The organism is Nocardia sp. NPDC049220 (assembly GCF_040647855.1).
In the GTDB taxonomy this organism is placed as follows: domain Bacteria; phylum Actinomycetota; class Actinomycetes; order Mycobacteriales; family Mycobacteriaceae; genus Nocardia.
In genome coordinates, this window is record NZ_JBEZDA010000001.1 from 543480 (window position 1) to 562024 (window position 18545).

At 64.9% G+C, this 18545-nt stretch carries 16 protein-coding genes; 8 read left to right on the top strand and 8 right to left on the bottom strand.

Annotation, left to right across the window (positions count from 1 at the left end; genetic code table 11):
* Position 1 precedes the first annotated feature (1 nt).
* Complete coding sequence (gene nadE, locus AB0C34_RS02320; RefSeq protein WP_357066630.1) at positions 2–829, bottom strand: ammonia-dependent NAD(+) synthetase; 828 nt, start codon at positions 827–829, stop codon at positions 2–4.
* 22 nt (positions 830–851) lie between these two features.
* Entirely contained in the window at positions 852–1475 is a 624-nt protein-coding gene (locus tag AB0C34_RS02325) for a TetR/AcrR family transcriptional regulator (RefSeq protein WP_357068402.1), read from the bottom strand.
* A gap of 122 nt (positions 1476–1597) precedes the next feature.
* Between AB0C34_RS02325 and AB0C34_RS02330 the strand changes: the two genes are divergently transcribed.
* The 5 genes from AB0C34_RS02330 to AB0C34_RS02350 all read left to right on the top strand — a co-directional run bounded on the left by AB0C34_RS02330 (position 1598) and on the right by AB0C34_RS02350 (position 6647).
* A complete protein-coding gene (locus AB0C34_RS02330) occupies positions 1598–2167 on the top strand; it encodes an NAD(P)H-dependent oxidoreductase (RefSeq protein ID WP_357066632.1) in 570 nt (189 codons plus the stop codon).
* A gap of 425 nt (positions 2168–2592) precedes the next feature.
* Positions 2593–2826, top strand: a complete 234-nt coding sequence (gene nrdH / locus AB0C34_RS02335; protein ID WP_357066634.1) for a glutaredoxin-like protein NrdH — start codon at positions 2593–2595, stop codon at positions 2824–2826.
* A gap of 83 nt (positions 2827–2909) precedes the next feature.
* Positions 2910–3371, top strand: coding sequence for a class Ib ribonucleoside-diphosphate reductase assembly flavoprotein NrdI (nrdI, locus tag AB0C34_RS02340; RefSeq protein WP_357066636.1), 462 nt, complete (start codon positions 2910–2912; stop codon positions 3369–3371).
* Between the two features lie 62 nt (positions 3372–3433).
* The gene (nrdE, locus tag AB0C34_RS02345; protein ID WP_357068404.1) at positions 3434–5515 is read left to right on the top strand and encodes a class 1b ribonucleoside-diphosphate reductase subunit alpha; all 2082 of its coding nucleotides are present in this window, start codon (positions 3434–3436) and stop codon (positions 5513–5515) included.
* Positions 5516–5765: 250 nt separating this feature from the next.
* Entirely contained in the window at positions 5766–6647 is an 882-nt protein-coding gene (locus AB0C34_RS02350) for a hypothetical protein (protein WP_357066637.1), read from the top strand.
* 57 nt (positions 6648–6704) lie between these two features.
* On the opposite strand, the gene AB0C34_RS02355 is transcribed toward AB0C34_RS02350, so the two are convergent.
* The 3 genes from AB0C34_RS02355 to AB0C34_RS02365 all read right to left on the bottom strand — a co-directional run bounded on the left by AB0C34_RS02355 (position 6705) and on the right by AB0C34_RS02365 (position 8894).
* Complete coding sequence (locus AB0C34_RS02355; protein WP_357066639.1) at positions 6705–7697, bottom strand: LLM class F420-dependent oxidoreductase; 993 nt, start codon at positions 7695–7697, stop codon at positions 6705–6707.
* Between the two features lie 177 nt (positions 7698–7874).
* Positions 7875–8384 (bottom strand): hypothetical protein, encoded by a 510-nt coding sequence (locus AB0C34_RS02360; protein ID WP_357066641.1) that lies wholly within the window; start codon positions 8382–8384, stop codon positions 7875–7877.
* 111 nt (positions 8385–8495) lie between these two features.
* Positions 8496–8894 carry a hypothetical protein gene (locus AB0C34_RS02365; protein ID WP_357066643.1) on the bottom strand — a complete coding sequence of 133 codons (399 nt, stop codon included), beginning with the start codon at positions 8892–8894 and terminating at the stop codon, positions 8496–8498.
* A gap of 547 nt (positions 8895–9441) precedes the next feature.
* Here AB0C34_RS02365 and helR point away from each other — a divergent pair.
* Positions 9442–11583 carry an RNA polymerase recycling motor ATPase HelR gene (gene helR / locus AB0C34_RS02370; protein ID WP_357066645.1) on the top strand — a complete coding sequence of 714 codons (2142 nt, stop codon included), beginning with the start codon at positions 9442–9444 and terminating at the stop codon, positions 11581–11583.
* A 561-nt stretch (positions 11584–12144) separates the two neighbouring features.
* Here helR and AB0C34_RS02375 read toward each other — a convergent pair.
* Positions 12145–13002, bottom strand: coding sequence for a TIGR03620 family F420-dependent LLM class oxidoreductase (locus tag AB0C34_RS02375; RefSeq protein ID WP_357066647.1), 858 nt, complete (start codon positions 13000–13002; stop codon positions 12145–12147).
* Between the two features lie 660 nt (positions 13003–13662).
* Here AB0C34_RS02375 and mgtE point away from each other — a divergent pair.
* Positions 13663–15027, top strand: a complete 1365-nt coding sequence (gene mgtE, locus AB0C34_RS02380; RefSeq protein WP_357066649.1) for a magnesium transporter — start codon at positions 13663–13665, stop codon at positions 15025–15027.
* A 117-nt stretch (positions 15028–15144) separates the two neighbouring features.
* Here the strand turns inward: mgtE and AB0C34_RS02385 are convergent, their stop codons facing one another.
* Both AB0C34_RS02385 and nrdF read right to left on the bottom strand, forming a co-directional pair.
* Complete coding sequence (locus AB0C34_RS02385; RefSeq protein WP_357066651.1) at positions 15145–16137, bottom strand: hypothetical protein; 993 nt, start codon at positions 16135–16137, stop codon at positions 15145–15147.
* Between the two features lie 224 nt (positions 16138–16361).
* Positions 16362–17324, bottom strand: a complete 963-nt coding sequence (nrdF, locus tag AB0C34_RS02390) for a class 1b ribonucleoside-diphosphate reductase subunit beta (protein WP_357066653.1) — start codon at positions 17322–17324, stop codon at positions 16362–16364.
* A gap of 793 nt (positions 17325–18117) precedes the next feature.
* Here nrdF and AB0C34_RS02395 point away from each other — a divergent pair.
* Positions 18118–18516 carry a hypothetical protein gene (locus AB0C34_RS02395; protein ID WP_357066655.1) on the top strand — a complete coding sequence of 133 codons (399 nt, stop codon included), beginning with the start codon at positions 18118–18120 and terminating at the stop codon, positions 18514–18516.
* Positions 18517–18545: the final 29 nt, after the last annotated feature.

Consider the following 18545-nt stretch of genomic DNA (forward strand, 5'->3'; position numbering starts at 1 on the left):
ATCAGGATCGCCACCAACTGTCCAGCGGCGTGACCGGGACGGTGCGCTTGTGCCGGGTATTCCGGAAGATGGATTCGAGCTTGGCGGCCAACTCCGGAGTGACGTCCTCGCCCTCGAGGTAATCGTCGATCTCGCTGTAGCGCAGTCCGAGCGCCTCTTCGTCGGGCAGTGCGGGACGGTCGTCCTCGAGATCGGCGGTGGGAACCTTGGACCAGATGCTGGCGGGTGCGCCGAGTTCCTGCAGGAGCGCCGCGCCTTGGCGCTTGGTGAGGCCGGTGAGCGGGGTCAGGTCGACACCACCGTCGCCGAACTTGGTGAAGAACCCGGTGACCGCCTCCGCCGCGTGGTCGGTGCCGACGACGAGCAGGTTCTCCTGGCCCGCGAGCGCGTATTGGATCACCATGCGCTCGCGGGCTTTGATGTTCCCGCGTACGAAGTCGCGCAGTTTGTCCACCTGCAGCGACGACGCCGCCTCGGCGGCCAGCGCGTCCGCTCCGGGGCGGACGTTCACCGCGACCGACCGATCCGGCTGGATGAACTCCAGCGCGATCCGAGCGTCGGCCTCGTCTGCCTGCACACCGTAGGGCAGGCGGACGGCGAGGAAGATCGCATCCGTGCCGTCGGCGCGCAGTTCCTCGACCGCGAGTTGGCAGAGTCGTCCGGTGAGCGCGCTGTCCTGCCCGCCGCTGATACCGAGGACGAAGCCGTGCGCGGGAGTGGCGTCCAGGTAATCCTTGAGGAAATCGATCCGCCGCCGTACCTCGGCCTTCGGTTCGATGCTCGGCTGGACGCCCAATTCGGTGATGATCTGTTCGCGCAGGTTCCGCATGGCGCTCGAGTCTACTGACGGTTCATCGGGTGACGACGCGCCGGACGATGGCCTCCCAGTTGTCGCCGATCTGCTCGCGGGTGTAGCCCTGGACCTGCATCTGGTGCATGACGAGCGCCGCGCTGAGCATCGCCAGCAGCGAGTCGGTGACCAGCGCGATCTCGCCTGGTGCGGCGGCCTGGCGCAGCAGCATGGCGACATGGGCGCGCAGCAGTCCGTAGGGCGCGCCGGAGTAGCGGTCCCTGGCCCCGCCGATCTCGGCCGCGCGGTGCAACTCGCCTTCCACCTCGATGTCGAGCAGCCGTACCCGTCCGAACGCGACCAGCCGTTCCACCGGCGGTGCGCCGGGACCCAGTGGTGGTTGCCCGAACATGAACGCTTCCTGGTACTTCCGCTCGGAATGGTCCAGCAGCGCGAGCATCAGGCCCGCTCGGCTGCCGAACCGGCGGAACACCGTTCCCTTGCCGACCCCGGCCCGTTTGGCGAGCGCGTCCATCGTGAGGCAGTCGACGCCCTGCTCGCGTACCAATTGCTGCGCCGCGTCCAGGAGAAGTCGCCGGTTACGGGCGGCGTCGGCGCGCTCGGTGGGTTCCGGCGCTCCGGGAAGGGGCGGGCCGATGTCGAGCAGTCGGCGGTCGCCCGGCACAGGCGCGTCGGGTGTGGGATAGCTCACAGCGCTCACGCAGACTCCGCGGGAAGTATTCGGACCACGGTCCGGTTGATGTGTGGTGGAAATAGGACACCACATTCAGTACACCAGGAGAAGTCATGAGTCAGACCCGCATCCTCGCACTTGTCGGCAGCCTCCGTGCGGCCTCGATCAACCGGCAACTCGCCGAGGCTGCGGTGCACACCGCTCCGGAGGGTGTGGAAATCGTCATCTACGAGGGTCTTGGCGACATTCCGTTCTACAACGAAGACATCGATGTCACCGGCTCGGTTCCGGCCGCGGCTCAGGCGCTGCGTGATGCCGTCGTCGCCGCCGACGGCCTGCTCGTGCTGACCCCCGAATACAACGGCACACTGTCCGCTGTGCTGAAGAACGCGATCGATTGGACCTCTCGCCCGTACGGCGCCAGCGCCCTCGCGAAGACGCCCGTCGCCGTGATCAGTGCGTCGATCAGCCCGAATGCCGCGCAGTGGGCACACGGTGACGCGGTAAAGGCGCTGGGCGTGGCGGGTGCGAAAGTGGTCGAGTCCGCGCACCTGCACTTCGGTGTGATCGGCGAGCGTTTCGCCTCGGCGCATCCCCGCGAGGACGTCGAGGCGCTGACCGAGCTGGCTGGGGCGCTGCACGAACTGGTCGAGGCGGCGCGCGGCGAACTCGCGTCCGTGTAAGCTCCACGTCCGGTCTCGAAGAGGGCCACCACTGCCGCGGCGGAGGTGGCCCTCTTCGTTGCCTGAAAGTTTGCTACACGTCAGATGCTGGTCAAATTGTGATCTGTGACACTGTCGTGTCGGGTTGTGAATCGAGCGTCCTGGTACTTCTCTCGGTGGAATTCCATTCGTGTTACTCGCTACATGTCGTGTTGGATGAATCTGTCGGCCACTAGGTGTAGTGTCTTCCTCACTGGAAGACGGCAAGAGACCTCACTCGATACGAGTCGGCCACACGTGGCTGATCAGGGGATTCGAGACCAGATCCAGGAGTTTGCGCAGCATACGTCGGATCGTGCATCGCCAGCGACTGCTTGCGGGTCGCTCGCAACGATCGGCATACGGATCACAAGCTGTGGATCAGGCACAAGGAGAGAGGGACATCAATGACCGTCACCGTGTACACCAAGCCCGCTTGCGTCCAGTGCAACGCCACCTACAAGGCTCTCGACAAGGCCGGGGTGGACTACGAGGTCATCGACATCTCCGAGAACGACGACGCGCGTGACTACGTCATGGCTCTCGGATACCTGCAGGCGCCGGTCGTGGTGGTCGGTGAGGAGCACTGGTCCGGCTTCCGGCCCGACCGCATCAAGTCGCTCGCCACCGTGGCTGCCTGACCCGCTTCACCGCCTCTGGGTTCGTCCGATCGGCGAGTATCGGATCCAGTGGCCACGGCGCTCCGGAGAGGAGGACGTCGACCATGTCCGAACGGGCAGCGCTGGTCTACTTCTCCAGCGCGTCGAATAATACGCATCGTTTCGTCGAGAAGCTGGGGCTCCCGGCGACTCGCATACCACTGCACACCGCCGACTCACTGCGCGTAGACGAACCGTATGTGCTGGTCGTCCCCACGTACGGGGGCGGTCGGCACGTACTGGGGGGCAACCGTTCCGACAAGGAATTCGTGCCGCGGCAGGTCGCCAAGTTTCTCAACGATCCGCACAACCGCGCGCTGCTGCGCGGGGTCATCGCGGCGGGCAACACGAACTTCGGCGATACCTATTGCTATGCGGGCGAGGTGATCTCGCGCAAGTGCGGGGTGCCGTACCTGTATCGCTTCGAACTCATGGGAACCGCTGAGGACGTCGAGCGCGTCCGCGAGGGATTGGGATTGTTTTGGCAACAGCAACAACAGCACCGGCCGGAAAAACAGCTCGCTTAGAGCAGTCCCCGGTTCGCGGCGTCGAAGCGGGCGAGGTATTGGACTATCACGCCCTCAACGCGATGCTGAACCTGTACGGCCCGGACGGCACGATCCAGTTCGACAAGGACCGTGAGGCCGCCCACCAGTACTTTTTGCAGCACGTCAACCAGAACACCGTCTTCTTCCACAATCTGGACGAGAAGTTGGACTACCTGATCGACGAGAACTACTACGAGGCGGAAGTTCTCGAGCAATACAGCCGCGGGTTCATCAAGAAGCTGTTCAAGCAGGTCTACGGCAAAAAGTTCCGGTTCCCGACCTTTCTCGGCGCATTCAAGTACTACACCTCGTACACGTTGAAGACCTTCGACGGCAAGCGCTACCTGGAGCGCTTCGAGGACCGGGTGTGCATGGTCGCGCTCACCCTCGCCGCGGGCGACGAGGTGCTGGCGAGCAAGTTGGTCGACGAAATCATCGACGGCCGCTTCCAGCCCGCCACCCCCACTTTCCTCAACTCGGGGAAGAAGCAGCGCGGTGAGCCAGTGTCCTGCTTCCTCCTTCGCATCGAGGACAATATGGAGTCCATCGGGCGCTCGATCAACTCCGCACTTCAGCTGTCCAAGCGCGGCGGTGGCGTCGCGTTGCTGCTGAGCAACATTCGTGAGCACGGCGCGCCGATCAAGAAGATCGAGAACCAGAGTTCGGGCGTCATCCCGATCATGAAGCTGCTGGAGGACTCGTTCTCCTACGCCAACCAGCTCGGCGCACGTCAGGGCGCGGGCGCGGTGTACCTGCACGCGCACCACCCGGACATCTACCGGTTCCTGGACACCAAGCGGGAGAACGCGGACGAGAAGATCCGGATCAAGACCCTCTCCCTCGGTGTGGTGATTCCGGATATCACCTTCGAACTGGCGAAGAAGAACGAGGACATGTACTTGTTCTCGCCGTATGACGTGGAGCGCATCTACGGCAAGCCCTTCGCCGACATCGACGTCACCGAGAAGTACTACGAGATGGTCGACGACAAGCGCATCCGCAAGTCGAAGATCAAGGCGCGCGAGTTCTTCCAGACCATCGCCGAGTTGCAGTTCGAATCCGGCTACCCGTACATCATGTTCGAGGACACGGTGAACCGGGCCAACCCGATCGCGGGCAAGATCACCCATTCGAATCTGTGCTCGGAAATCTTGCAGGTGTCCACACCCTCGGAGTTCAACGCCGACCTGTCCTACGCCACGGTGGGCAAGGACATCTCCTGCAACCTCGGTTCGCTGAACATCGCCAAGACGATGGACTCACCGGACTTCGCGCAGACCATCGAGGTGGCCATCCGCGCGCTGACCGCGGTGTCGGACCAGACCCACATCTACTCGGTGCCGTCGATCGAGCAGGGCAACAACTCCTCACACGCCATTGGGCTCGGCCAGATGAACCTGCACGGCTACCTGGCGCGCGAGCGGGTGCGCTACGGGTCCGACGAGGGCGTCGACTTCACCAACATCTACTTCTACGCCGTTGTCTACCACGCGATCCGGGCTTCGAACCTGATCGCGAAGGAGCGCGGCGTCTCCTTCGGTGGGTTTCCCGAATCGAAGTACGCCACCGGTGAGTACTTCGACAAGTACACCGAGCAGGTGTGGGAGCCGAAGACCGAGCGGGTTCGTCAGCTCTTCGCCGACGCGGGCGTGCGTATCCCGACTCAGGACGACTGGCGCGAGTTGAAGGCGTCGGTCATCGAGCACGGGATCTACAACCAGAACCTACAGGCGGTGCCGCCGACCGGCTCGATCTCCTACATCAACCATTCCACCAGTTCCATCCACCCGGTGGCGTCGAAGATCGAGATTCGCAAGGAAGGCAAGATCGGCCGCGTCTACTATCCGGCGCCCTACATGGACAACGACAACCTCGAGTACTACGAGGACGCCTACGAGATCGGCTACGAGAAGATCATCGACACCTACGCCGCGGCGACCCAGCATGTGGACCAGGGTTTGTCGCTGACGCTGTTCTTCAAGGACACCGCCACCACCCGCGACCTCAACCGCGCCCAGATCTACGCCTGGCGCAAGGGCATCAAGACCCTCTACTACATCCGCCTGCGCCAAATGGCTTTGGAGGGGACCGAGGTCGAGGGCTGCGTGTCCTGCATGTTGTAGTCCCGCGTCGAGTGGGTCGATGTCGAGCGAGGCGCTGACACGGGCCGGTCCCCGATTGTCGTCATCGGCGATGCGGCAATGGATTTCGTGTCGGCTCAGCGGTGGCAGCTTGCCGATGCCTAGGTATCCGGCTGCCACCCTGTCGCCGACATGCAAGCACTGTCCAACTCTTTCCTGTCGCGCCATCGTCGTCCCATGTTTGGGAAGGCTTAAAATCAGAGCACGCTGCCAGTGATGATGGAGCTCGGTCATGGATTTCGTGGATGCCGTTCTGACTGTCGGGCTACCCACGGTAGGGGCGTTCGTGATACCCGGACCGGTCGGCGGACTTGTCGGTGGCGCGATCGGTGGCGCGATCGGTGGCGTCCTCGACGCGAAATGGCATCACGGAACTTCCACGGAGGTGGTAGCGAGTGCGCTCCTCGGTGGCGTGTTGGGCGGGTTCGGCGGGCGATTCGGCGGAAAACTAGGGGCGAAGCTGCTGGACAAGGTGAACATGGGGAAATCGGCAGGCTGGCTTCCCGCCAACACCTTCACCTCGGTCTGGAACTCCGTGTCACCGCGGCTCCCGCAGACGGTGCTGGCCGGAGCCGGCGGCTGGCTCACGGGATCCGTCGTGCCGCGGATGGCGGAACCCACCGCCGCGGGCCTGCCGAGCGTGCGCAAGCCTGGTGGACTGGCTCCCGAGGTGGACCATATGTACGACCAACTGCCGGCATTCTTCGGCCGGACCTCGTCCGTCCTTGTGGGTACCGGCACCGGCCAGGCCGCGAACTCGGCTGTGCTATCGGCGCTTCCGGCGTCATCGCTGCAAGCGCCGAACGGGCGCAGCGGGATACCGAACTACGACGCGAAACGATCGTCGCTCAACGACGACGGAGCTGCGGCGGCGGCGAAGGACCAGCAGGTCGCCACACTCATCAACGCGACCGCCGCGAACTCCGCCACTGGTCATAACGCGTTGGTCGCGACGATCAACAACCTGAACCGCCAATCCTCCCTGCCACCTAAAGGAATGGACGCCAACAGGTACTACCTCGGCGCGATCGACACTGCCGTCCACGACACCCAACAGATCCTGAACGCTACCCAGGCCGCCAACATTCGTAACGCGAACAGTATCCCCGCGTAGCCCGCAGCCGAGCGACCACAACGACAAGTCGCGGATCGGGCATTCACCGAAGCGGAGCTAGCGCAGAGCCGGTATCACTTTGCGTTCGAACAGTTCGATGCCGGAGGTGTCGTAGGCCGCTTCGGGGAAGTTGAGGATGGCGTAGCCGAGGCCGAGGTCGCGAACCTTGGTGAGGTTTTCGATTATCTGCTCAGGAGTGCCGACGGCAGCGGCGCCGCGGTACAGATCCTCGACATAGGTCGTGGCTCGATCGGCGCCGAGGTGCGGCGTCAGGCGCTCGGTCATTGTCGCGAGCCGCTGTGCGACTTCGGCTTCGGTCGAGCCGATCGCGACGGTGAAGTTCGCGCTACGCACGATCGCATCGAAGTTGGTGCCTACCTCGGCGCAGTGCGCGCGGAGCACCTCGGACTTGCGCGTGAAATCCTCGGGGTCACCACTGAAGTTGGTGTACTGCGCGTATTTCGCCGCGATGCGCAGGGTCTTCTGCTCGCCGCCGCCGGCGATCCAGAGCGGAATCCCGCCCTCCTGCACCGGAAGCGGACGCACGATGGCGCCGTCGACCTGGTAGTGCTTGCCGTCGAGCGTGGCCGCGCCGGTAGTCCACGCCTGCCGGAAGATCTGTACGCCCTCGTCGAGGCGGCCCAGTCGTTCGCCCGGCGGGGGGAAGCCGTAGCCGTAGGCGCGCCATTCTTGCTCGTACCAACCACCGCCGATGCCCATCTCGACCCGACCGCCCGAGATCAGGTCAACCGTGGCCGCGACCTTCGCCAGATAGGCGGGGTTGCGATAGCTGACCGCGGTACACATCTGTCCTAACCGGATCCGCGAGGTGGATGCGGCAAACGCCGACATCAGCGTCCACGCCTCGTGCGTCGCCTCCTCGGTCGGGATGGGGACGGTGTGAAAATGGTCGTACACCCACAGGGACTCCCACGTTTTGTCTGCATCGGCGCGTTGGGCCAGCTCACGCATCACGTGCCACTGTGCAAGGGGGTCGATGCCGACCAGATCCAGCCGCCAACCCTGCGGAATGAAGATGCCGAATCGCACAGATGTCTCCTTGGTGTGTCCCTAACCAGCTACAACAAACCTACTGGTCTTCTGGTGGGTGGGCGCATGTGGTAGCGGTGTGCGGCGCGTGGGCAGGGATGTGGGGGTCTCGGGTTCGGTTCGGGACGCCCAAGAGGCTCCAGCACGACAGGACTTTCGGCGATTGCCACCGGGACCCTACTTCGGCGCAGTGGACGTGGTCGGCGTGGCGACGCTCGAGGTGCCAGGGCCGACAGCCGCGTTGATAGTGATTTCCGGTTCCGGCGCACCAGGCGCCGGCGGAGTCTGGATCCTGTCCATCACCGATGCCAGCGTGTCGTAGACGGCGCGCGCCAGCGGCTCATCTCGAGCGGTGCTGCCGCCGTGCGCGTTGTAGTCCAGTATCTGGAGGTAGTCGACTATCTGCGGGCCGGTCAGTTCGATGGTCACCATCTCGTTCGGGTCCTCGGTGACGGTCTTCGGCTTCTCGACCTTTCGACCTTCGGCCGCGGTGCTGCGATCGCTGTTGGTCCGCGTCCACAGATCCTTGGTCATGTGGAGCTTGAACGTCGTGACGCTGGCCGCTTTGCGTTCCCGGTCGGCTTGTTCCTCCGGCGAATTCGTACCGCACGCGACGGTCGATGCCAGAGCTGCGGCCATGACCGCGATGGCGACCAGTCGGCCGACATGTGCACTACGACCGATCATGCCCGAAACCCCTTTGCTCGCGCAGCTTTACGCAATTCGATCAAGGGTACTGACCCACCTGCGCGGGCACCACGGTGTCCAACCCGTCGGCTGAGCCGGTCGGCCGCATCGTCAGCCGAGGGCGGTGGTGATCTTTCGGGCCATCGCGGCCACGACGGGGTTGGGCTGCCCCTTGCCGGGTTGGGTGGCGGCGTCGACGGCGACGGCGATGGTGCTGCGGAAGTTGTCGGCTTCGGCCGGGTCCTGCTGTTCGAGCAGGCGCACCGCGGCGGTCAGGGCGGGCAGTACCTGGTCGGCGAGTGCGGCGACGGTCTTGCCCGGCAACTCGATGTCCCTGGACTTCGCCGCGAGAACGTGTCCGACCAGGCCGGTGGCCGAGGTCAGGGCGATGGAGCCGTGGGTGATGCCTTTGTGCGGTGCGCCGGCAGCGGCCAGCAGCGCGACGGTTCCGTAGGCGGCGGTGCGCAGGGTGGTCTTCTCCTGGTCGGTGCTGGCGATGGTGTTGGACATGATGGTGTGCTCCTTCGAATTCGTGGTGTCTTGCTCGGCGTGCGCTGTGCTCGCCGAGCGGAACCTGATCACGGAAGAAACAATCGCCTGCCGTCCTGACACCGGACCGTCATCGTCCTGACATGGCCCCTGACACGGCGTTGCCGCGAGTAAAACGGCAGTTCACGGGCACTGACCTTGATCCGGAGCCTGGCTTGTGCCGCCTCGGGCGAGAGCTTCGTCGTCGCCCCGATGTCGAGCTGCTTTCGTCCGGACAGAAGCCACCGATCGCCTACACGGGGTTGTCGGTTCACAACGGGACGAGAGAGGCGGAACGCAGTCCTTCCCTTTTCAACTTATAGCGCACCCCGGGGCTTGCGGCAAGACCCGGGTGATGCCGCAGAATTGCCCGCCGAAGCCAGTACCGATGGAAATGGGGGTAACGAATTGCGTGTGTTGTGTGTCGAGTCATTGATTGCCTGGGGAGGTCGACCTGGTGGTGTGTGGCCGCCGTGTCCGCACCGATGTGGTGGCCCCGCCAAACGAACCTCACCGTGGAGCTGACACCTTGAACTTCCTGTCTACCAGCATGTTCGACCTTCCCGATCATCTCTCCCGCAAGGCCGCCCCGGCGCTCATCGCTGCTGACGAACAGCACTTCGCGGCTATCGCGCAAAGCGTCGAGCAGTCCATCGCAGACCTGAACAAACGCCTCGACGCCACCCGCAAGGCACCCGGACGCCTAGGCCAAGAGGCCCTGGAACGCGACTTCGAGGTTCATCGGCTGACCGCACGCCTACGCTCACTGCGCCGCTTCGGTGTGGACCTGTGTCTCGGACACATCGTCAGCGCCGACGATCCAGAGCCGGTGTATATCGGACGACTCGGCCTCCTGGACAGCGCGGGACGTCAGCTGCTGATCGACTGGCGCTCTCCCGCGGCGGAACCGTTCTTCGGAGCGACCCACGCCGACCCGATGGGTCTGGCACGCCGCCGCAGGTATCGCTGGAATCGTGGCCGGGTCGGTGATTACTGGGACGACGTGTTCACCCCGGAAGGGTTCGAAGGCAACGCCGCACTCGACGACCAGTCCGCCTTCATCGCCAGCCTGGGTAGCAACCGTTCGGCCCGGATGCGAGATGTGCTCGGCACCATCCAGGCCGACCAGGACGCCATCGTCCGTGCGGGGTCGCGCGGTGCCCTCGTAGTCGACGGCGGACCGGGTACGGGCAAGACCGTCGTCGCGCTGCATCGCAGCGCGTATCTGCTCTACTCCGAGCCCGCACTCCGCCACAGCGTGCTGTTTGTCGGTCCGCATGAGCCCTACCTGGCCTATGTCGCCGACGTCTTGCCCAGCCTCGGCGAAGAGAGCGTGCAACTGTGCACCCTGCGTGACCTCGTCGCAGAAGGGGCGCGGGCACCACTCGAGGCCGACCCGGAGGTGGCTCGTCTGAAGTCGTCCGCGGAAATGGTGCGGGCGATCGAAACGGCCGTCAGGTTCTACGAGCAGCCGCCCAGCAAGGGAGTGACGGTCACGACTGAATCGTCGGACCTCTGGTTGAGCGCCGACGACTGGGCCGAGGCGTTCGACGCGCCGGAACCCGGTACGCCACACAACGAAGCACGCGAGCAGATCTGGGAGTTGCTGTTGACGATCCTGGGGGACAAGTACGACGGTGATATTCCGGCCGCCCAGTTCCGGAAGTCGCTGCTGCAGAATGACGAATTGCGCACGACCCTGGACAACGCGTGGACGTTGATCGAAGCGGCAGACCTCGTCGGGGACCTGTGGTCGGTGCCCGCGTACTTACGGAAGTGCGCTCCCTGGCTCAGCCCCGAGGAGGTCCGGAAGCTGCAACGCACGGACGCACACCAGTGGACCGTGTCCGACCTACCGCTCCTGGACGCCGCGCGCCAGCGGCTCGGAGACCCGGAAGCGGCACGACGCGCACGTCGGTACAACGCCGCTGTGAACGCCGAACGCGAGCGTATGTCCAGCGTCATCGACGAGTTGATCGCTTCCGACGACTACGGTGACGGCGAGGGCTTGATGACGCAACTGCGGCAGCAGGACCTACAAGAGATGCTGGTCGACGAGGCTGCACTGGCAAAACCCGACCCGGACCGGCTGGCCGGCCCCTTCGCGCACATCGTCGTGGACGAAGCGCAGGAACTAACGGACGCGGAGTGGCAGATGTTGCTGCTGCGCTGTCCCTCCCGCAGCTTCACCATCGTCGGGGACCGTGCCCAGGCCCGGCACGGGTTCACCGAGTCATGGCAGCAACGACTCGAGCGGATCGGGCTCAATCGGAGCGAACTGGCCTCCCTGAGCATCAACTACCGGACACCGGAAGAGGTCATGGTCGAAGCCGAGCCGGTCATCCGAGCTGTGCTTCCGGACGCCAACGTGCCGACCTCCATCCGCAGCAGTGGCGTCCCCGTCGTGCACGGATCTGCGTCGGATCTGGGCTCGATCGTCGACACCTGGCTCGCCGAGCATGCCGAAGGGATCGCCTGCGTAATCGGTGTTCCGACGTTCCGCCCGACTCCCCGCGTCCGGTCGATGACCCCTGAGCTGGCGAAGGGGCTCGAGTTCGACATGGTCGTGGTCAACTCGGACGCGTTCGGCGAGGGCATCCAAGGATCGGTCGACCGCTATGTCGCCATGACTCGAGCGACCCAGCGACTCGTCGTCCTCACGCGCTCCTGACGTCGGTCGCGCCGCGCGACGGTCTACGGCTACCTGCTGATCGTCGCACTCCGACCTGGCCCGGAACTCCACAATTGTCCCCAACCGTCTGCCGGATCGGTGTGCCCCGCGCAGTCGACTGGACAGAGTGTCCGCGCAATCGGCGTGGCGTCGCCTGCCCAGTCGATTGATCTCACTACATGGGCATGTTCGGGAACATCATGTTCCACATGTTTCGCGCCATGTCCACAAGTTCCATCAACATTGGTGACATCATCACTTTCACCACCTCCTAACCCATTACTGGGCACTCTCTGTCTACCCCAGGACCCGAGGAACATGCGGTTCGATACGGCGGCGCTCATGGCCACAGGTGGAGGTCGGCATCAGGGCTACCCAGCGTGGCGTACGGAGGCCTCGCCGCGGGGTCAGTGCGGACTCTTCGATGAATCGATCTGAGCACCCCCACTGCGCCGGGAACTTGGCGGAAGGAGGCGGCCGGCAACCACGCGGCCGGGGTGCGGCGACACCTGCGGTCAGATCATTCTGCGACTACCGTCCGCTCCGGCCGACCCGCCTGAATCACTTGGCTGTCGGAAGCCCCAGCGCGTGCGCGATCGCGGTGAGCGCCGGCAGCGGGTCGGCGATGGCGGGGAGCGGGAACACGGGAACGTGGTCGGCGCCGTCGGCCAGGCTCGCGCGCACCCGCTCGGCGATCCGCGCCGCGCTACCCAGGGCGGCGAGCACGTCGAGCAGCGCGTCGTCGGGCTCGTCGCCGGTCTTCAGGTCCGGGAAACCCGTTTCGCGCAGGTTGGCGACATAGTTTCCCAGATTTAGATATGTGCGCGACCACTCACGCGCCGTCGCCCGGGCGGCGTCGAGGTCCTCGTCGAGGACCACGCTGGCAACCACAGCGAGTAGTCGGTCGGCGCCGAGCGTCTCCCGGGCATAGGCAGTGTGTTGGGGCGTGGTGAAGTATGGCAGCGCGCCCGCCGCGCGGTCGTGCGAAAGCCGCAGCATCCGTTTGCGTAGCGCCGCGAGCATCAGCCGATCCTGCGGCACGCCCAGCTCCAGCAGCCGCTCGACGTAGGACGCGAGCGCGTCATAGGGCTTGGCGTACTCCGTGGTCGCCTCCGGGTGTCCGACCCCGACCCCGAGAACGAATCGCCCGGGGTGGCGCTTCTCGATTCGGTGGTAGGAGGCGGCGACTTCGTCCACCGGGGCGGACCAGACGTTCACGATGGCTGTGCCGACCGCGACCGACTCGGTGACGTCGAGCGCGGTCTCCACATCCGTCAGGTCGGCGGGCGGGCTTCCCGCCAGCCAGAGCGTGCCGTACCCGAGCCGTTCCAGCTCGGCGGCACGAGCGCCGGGAAAGTGCCGCCCGAAGGCCTGGGCGACCAGGTATGCGCCGACAGTTCCGAGGTCGGGAGTAGCCATAGTAGGGGCAACACACGCGGTTACCCGGGTAATCCCGCACGCGGACTTGTCCGGGTAACGGGACGACAGCCACGCGGCTGGCCGCCACCCGGACCGGTGGAACAGTTCGCGCTGGAGATCGACAGCATGGAACCGACGTCATAGACATCACACTCGACAGCATTTCGAGGCGTCGTGGTCAGGAACCGAAGTGTGGGGTCGATGCGGTGGCAGGCCGGTACGGGCATGATGTTCACGGGGCAGCGTGCTGAAGCAGAGCAGTTGTGGGCAGAACCCGCTATGGCTCAGCGGATTTCGGGTCTACCAGTCGCGGATGGTCCGAATCGATCGGGGCGAAGGCCAGGCCCGCGCATGATCGCGATGATCGAGCCCGCTAAGCCTGCGTAAGAACCCATCGCCATGGTGAGCGGCGTCGCCGAAGCCGTGTATCCTTCATGGGGGCGATGTCTCGTCCTTATGATGTTTTCTTGAATGGCGCGGTGGTCCACATTCGCGGCAGCGACGAGGAGGAGGTGGGGTTGCTATGCGCAGCGAACCTCCTAGTCGAAGGCCGCGCGGTGCCGCTCCTTCGCATTCCTAGATAGGTCGCGACAGCAGGGTCGGCGCCCGCGGTGTGAATTCGTGTTCTCCATTCACTCACGCCTGTGCTGAGGAACTCCCATGTCGCAGTCCGACATCATCGAAGTACGTCCGACGCTGTCCGAGTCCGTGCAGGACGTCGTCGAAAGCCGCCGTGTCGCCGTGGCGCTCGACTGGCTCGACAACCATCCGCCACACGCCATCGCCGACCAGCTCGCCCGCATGGACGCCGTGCAGGCCGGGGTGGCCTTCCGGCTGCTGGACAAGGATCTGGCGCTGGCCGTCTTCGAGGAACTCGACCCCGTTGCCCAACAACAGATCCTGCAGGGTCTGCGCGATCAGAGTTTCCGCGACCTGGTCGAGGGCATGGCGCCCGACGATCGGGCGCGCATGCTGCGCGAAGCGCCCGCGAAGGTCGCCAAGAAGGCGTTGGCCGGACTGAGTCCGCGGGAGCGGCGGATCACGGCGAGCCTGCTCGGCTACCCGGAGGGCTCGGCGGGGCAGTACATGACGCCCGAGGTGGTGGCGCTGCCGCGCAACCTGACTGTCGGTGCGGCACTGAGCATGGTGCGGGCCGAAGGCGGTAGCGCCGAGACGGTGTACACGCTGCCCGTCGTCGACTCGGGCCGGCGGCTGATCGGCATCGTCGAACTGCGCGAACTAGTGCTGAGCAAGCCGGACACGATGGTGTCCGAACTGGTTGTCACCGAGCCGGCGTTCGCACGCGCCACCGACTCCGCGGAGACGGCCGCCCGATTGATGCGTGAGACCAACGACATCAATCTGCCGGTGGTGGACAGCGAGGACCGGCTGGTCGGGCTGCTCACCATCGACGACGCGGTCGAGGTGATCGAGGCTGCCGACAGCGAGGACGTTGCCCGCCAGGCCGGCTCCGCGCCGTGGGAGGGCCACTACATGGCCGCCGGCGTGTTTCAGCTGGCCCGCTATCGCGCACTGTGGTTGCTGCTGTTGTTGTTCGCGGCGACGCTCACGGTGAGCGTCACCGACTTCTTCGAGGGCACCCTGCGGCAGGCCGCGCATCTCGCGCTGTTCATCCCGCTGCTGATCGGGGCGGGCGGCAATGCCGGCGCGCAGGCCGCCACCGCGTGCGTGCGCGCGCTGGCGGTCGGCGAGGTTCGGGTGTCGGATCTGTTCAAGGTGATCTGGCGGGAATGCCGGGTCGGGCTGGTGCTCGGATCGTTGCTCGCCGCAGCGGGTCTGGTGATCGGCGCCCTGTTCGTCGGCCCGCGCATCGCCCTGGTCGTCGGCATCACGCTGGTCCTGATCTGCGGCTGGGCCGCGACCATCGGCGGTACGATGCCGCTGCTCGCGAAGAAGCTCCGGATCGATCCCGCGGTCGTCTCCGCGCCGATGGTCACCACCCTGGTCGACGCCACCGGTTTGATCATCTACTTCACCACGGCTCAACTGGTGCTCGGGATCTGACGACGCGCGCTGCGGCGTGTTCGCGGCGTCTGATCCACCGAGTGCCGGAACAGTGCGACGGAACCGTCCCCGACGACCGAACGGCACCGCCGTCCTCGGGGCGTCGGTTGCCGAAGCCTACGGAAACAGCGACAACGCTTGGCGCATCACCTCTTCGAGTGCCGTGTCATTCGTGCCGGTGAGGGAGATGGTTGGCAGGCGCGGTCCGGGGAAGTCGCTGTTCGGCGGTCCGATCGGCGGTCCGATCGGCGGTCCGATCGGCGGTCCGATCGGCGGTCCGATCGCGGCATTGTAGAACCGGAGTTCTTCAGCCGCATCTCGGTAGACAGGACGGTCGCCGACACTGAACGCCACACCGCCCGCGGTGACAAGGTACTCGTGGGTGTAGTCGTAGGTCAGTCGGATCTCGTCGCCATGATGGGTGAACACGCAGCTGGCGATCTGCTGTTCAGTGGGTTTCGCGGTGATCCCGAGGCGCGGTAAGACCGCGCACGGGTCGGCGTCGGTCAGCGCCGTGGAAACCGTGTCGTTCGAATCACCCTGGCGTGGTTGCCGTTTCCATTCGGTCAGTGCCGTGGTGAGGAGCGACTTCGCCAAGGGGCACGGTTCCACGCCCAACGGGGTTCGCACCGAAAGACTGATCGCTGCCGTCGCGGGCATTCGTGCCACGGCCGAGCAGGATCGTTCGACGAGCGTTGCGGCCAGCTCCTGGCGCATGGTGTCCGTGTCGCTGAGCAAGGAGATTGCCACATCGCCGAGGTATTCGATCGACCCTCGTTCGTTCCGCAGCTCCGCTACCGGTCCGATCAGTGCCCAGCGGATGGCTTTTCCCCGGTGTGGTTCGGAACTGTCGAGTTCTGCTGCGCACGAGTTCAGCCGGTCGGTGCCCACCGTGATCACCGTTCCGATCTCGGCAAGCTCCGAACGTGGGAGCAGCGCGCAGGTGTCGACGGCGCGGACGCGTCGGAGTACCTCCATGCGCTGTTCGTCGGTCTGCGGCACGGTCGACCAGAATTCGCCGCCGCCCGGCGGTGGGACTGCCGAATTGTCGTTCTGACACGCCAGAGCGGTCATCAGGACCGTCGCGATCAGCGCTAGTCGTCGGTACATCGAGACATCCCCCTCGGTGGTGAGGCTCTCTTTATACCCGGTCGGTGTTTGCTGCGAGACCGATTGGCGGACAGGTGATTACCGCGTCTTCACGGCGGGCGGACCTAGCGGGTTCACCTGTAGTTCTGCCTCGTCGTGGCAAGCGTTGCGCGAGGGTACTACGGTTCGCGCAATGCAAAACGGCGGCGGATAAGTCCGCCGCCGCCGCGTAGTTCGGTGTTAACTCAGAATTCCCAGTCCTCGTCTTCGGTGTTGACGGCCTTGCCGATCACATAGCTGGAGCCGGAGCCGGAGAAGAAGTCGTGGTTCTCGTCGGCGTTGGGGGACAGCGCCGAGAGGATGGCTGGGTTCACCTCGGTCTCGTCTTTCGGGAACAGGCCCTCGTAGCCCAGATTCATCAGCGCCTTGTTGGCGTTGTAGCGCAGGAACTTCTTGACGTCTTCGGTGAGGCCCACCTCGTCGTAGAGATCCTGGGTGTAGTCGACTTCATTGTCGTAGAGCTCGAACAGCAGCTCGAAGGTGTAGTTCTTCAGTTCGTCGCGCTCGGCCTGGCTGACCAACTCCAGGCCTTTCTGGTACTTGTAGCCGATGTAGTAGCCGTGCACGGCCTCGTCGCGGATGATGAGCCGAATCATGTCGGCGGTGTTGGTGAGTTTGGCTCGCGATGACCAGTGCATCGGCAGGTAGAAGCCGGAGTAGAACAGGAAACTCTCCAGCAGCGTCGAAGCGACCTTGCGCTTGAGCGGATCGTCGCCGTTGTAATATCCGAGCACGATCTCGGCTTTGCGCTGCAGGTTGCGATTCTCCTCCGACCAGCGAAACGCCTCATCGATCTCGCGGGTGGAGCACAGTGTCGAGAAGATCGAACTGTAGCTCTTGGCGTGCACCGACTCCATGAACGCGATGTTCGTGAGCACCGCTTCCTCGTGCGGGGTCAGCGCGTCCGGGATCAGGCTCACCGCGCCGACGGTGCCCTGGATGGTGTCCAGCAGGGTGAGGCCGGTGAAGACCCGCATCGTCAGCTGCTTCTCATCGGCGGTCAGGGTGTTCCACGAGGGAATGTCGTTGGAAACCGGAACCTTTTCCGGCAGCCAGAAGTTGCCGGTCAGCCGGTCCCAGACCTCGGCATCCTTTTCGTCGGGCACCCGATTCCAGTTGATTGCCGACACCCGATCGATCAGTTTCATCCTGCTTCCACGCCCTTCCCGAGCACACTCCGTCACGGATTCCTCCCCTTGGAACACTACTCCTTGGGGGTGACAAGTCGATGTAGCACAACACCTTGTGTCGCTGCAGCATCTGTCCGCCAGGCGAAGGTCGCCAGGGCGCGCCGCTCGCGGACCCCTATTGTGCGGCACGCAGCCGGGGTCGACCACATCGGTCCCGAGTGTTCACAATGGTCGCCGATGAGTTGCTGAATCTCCGGTGTTAACGATCGGCGACACCCTGACCCGCAGCGTGAGGTGGTAACGGTCCCGGCTGCGGCAGCGGCGGAGCCGTTGCCAGCGGTGCGGATTCGTCGACATGCCGCCACGCGGGGGAGCCGGCAGTGCTGGAAGTCACGCCGCTGTGATCGCTGGTCCGGCGGCGGTGTCACCGCGGGGCGCGTCGTCGGTGATCACATTGATGGTCGTTGGTGTGGCGCGTGTCCGTATCGTCTGTCGGCGCCATCCCGAAGGCCGATGACATGACCGCCGGCCCATGCCACGTCGGAAGGTGGCGGGTTCTTCGGGCATGCTGCGCATCCGCTGGAAACGCTTCGGTGCGGTGGGGTCCGATCCCCGCACTGGTTGGTTGTTCTGCGTCGGCATCCGGGCCGCCCGCGCCGACTGCGTCGCGCGTCAGCCGTCGCTGTGTCGCATCGACAATGCGCCGAGGGGCACTTCGGTGACCAGGCGGGGCTGCCTGCATCGATTCGGCTCGGTGAACGGCTACCTTGGGCCGACAGGTATACCACGCGTTTCGGAAGGAGTGTGTGCAATGACCAGTCACGGCCCGATCGGCACCCGTCCGCTGCTCAGCGACATGACGATCTTCGCGGGCGTGCTGATCCTCGTCGCCGGTGTCCTGCACGTGTTGACGGCCATCGCGGCGATCGCGGGGCGCGACATCTTCGTGGTGACCGAGGATCAGGTTTTCCTGGTCGACGTCACCGCCTGGGGATGGATCCATCTGGTACTCGCCGTGCTCATGGTGAGCGCCGGTGTCGGCATCGTCACCGGCAAGACGTGGGGCTACCTCGCGGGCATCGTGCTGGCAGCGCTCAGCATCGTGGACAATTTCCTCTTCGCGTCGATCTACCCGTTCTGGGCGCTGGTGCTGATCGCCGTGGACGTGCTGGTGATCTGGGCGCTGGCCAGGCAGCTCGCGGCCGAGTAGCCCGCGACCGGCCAACTTCGGCCGCGGCC

Bases quoted from the DNA above. Each gene is read 5' to 3' on its own strand.
- AB0C34_RS02375 (WP_357066647.1), bottom strand. From the start codon at position 13,002: ATGGCTACTCCCGACCTCGGAACTGTCGGCGCATACCTGGTCGCCCAG.
- nrdI (WP_357066636.1), top strand. From the start codon at position 2,910: ATGTCCGAACGGGCAGCGCTGGTCTACTTCTCCAGCGCGTCGAATAAT.
- AB0C34_RS02360 (WP_357066641.1), bottom strand. From the start codon at position 8,384: ATGATCGGTCGTAGTGCACATGTCGGCCGACTGGTCGCCATCGCGGTC.
- AB0C34_RS02330 (WP_357066632.1), top strand. From the start codon at position 1,598: ATGAGTCAGACCCGCATCCTCGCACTTGTCGGCAGCCTCCGTGCGGCC.
- AB0C34_RS02385 (WP_357066651.1), bottom strand. From the start codon at position 16,137: ATGTACCGACGACTAGCGCTGATCGCGACGGTCCTGATGACCGCTCTG.
- nrdE (WP_357068404.1), top strand. From the start codon at position 3,434: ATGCTGAACCTGTACGGCCCGGACGGCACGATCCAGTTCGACAAGGAC.
- mgtE (WP_357066649.1), top strand. From the start codon at position 13,663: ATGTCGCAGTCCGACATCATCGAAGTACGTCCGACGCTGTCCGAGTCC.
- AB0C34_RS02395 (WP_357066655.1), top strand. From the start codon at position 18,118: ATGACCAGTCACGGCCCGATCGGCACCCGTCCGCTGCTCAGCGACATG.
- AB0C34_RS02350 (WP_357066637.1), top strand. From the start codon at position 5,766: ATGGATTTCGTGGATGCCGTTCTGACTGTCGGGCTACCCACGGTAGGG.
- nadE (WP_357066630.1), bottom strand. From the start codon at position 829: ATGCGGAACCTGCGCGAACAGATCATCACCGAATTGGGCGTCCAGCCG.
- AB0C34_RS02365 (WP_357066643.1), bottom strand. From the start codon at position 8,894: ATGTCCAACACCATCGCCAGCACCGACCAGGAGAAGACCACCCTGCGC.
- nrdF (WP_357066653.1), bottom strand. From the start codon at position 17,324: ATGAAACTGATCGATCGGGTGTCGGCAATCAACTGGAATCGGGTGCCC.
- nrdH (WP_357066634.1), top strand. From the start codon at position 2,593: ATGACCGTCACCGTGTACACCAAGCCCGCTTGCGTCCAGTGCAACGCC.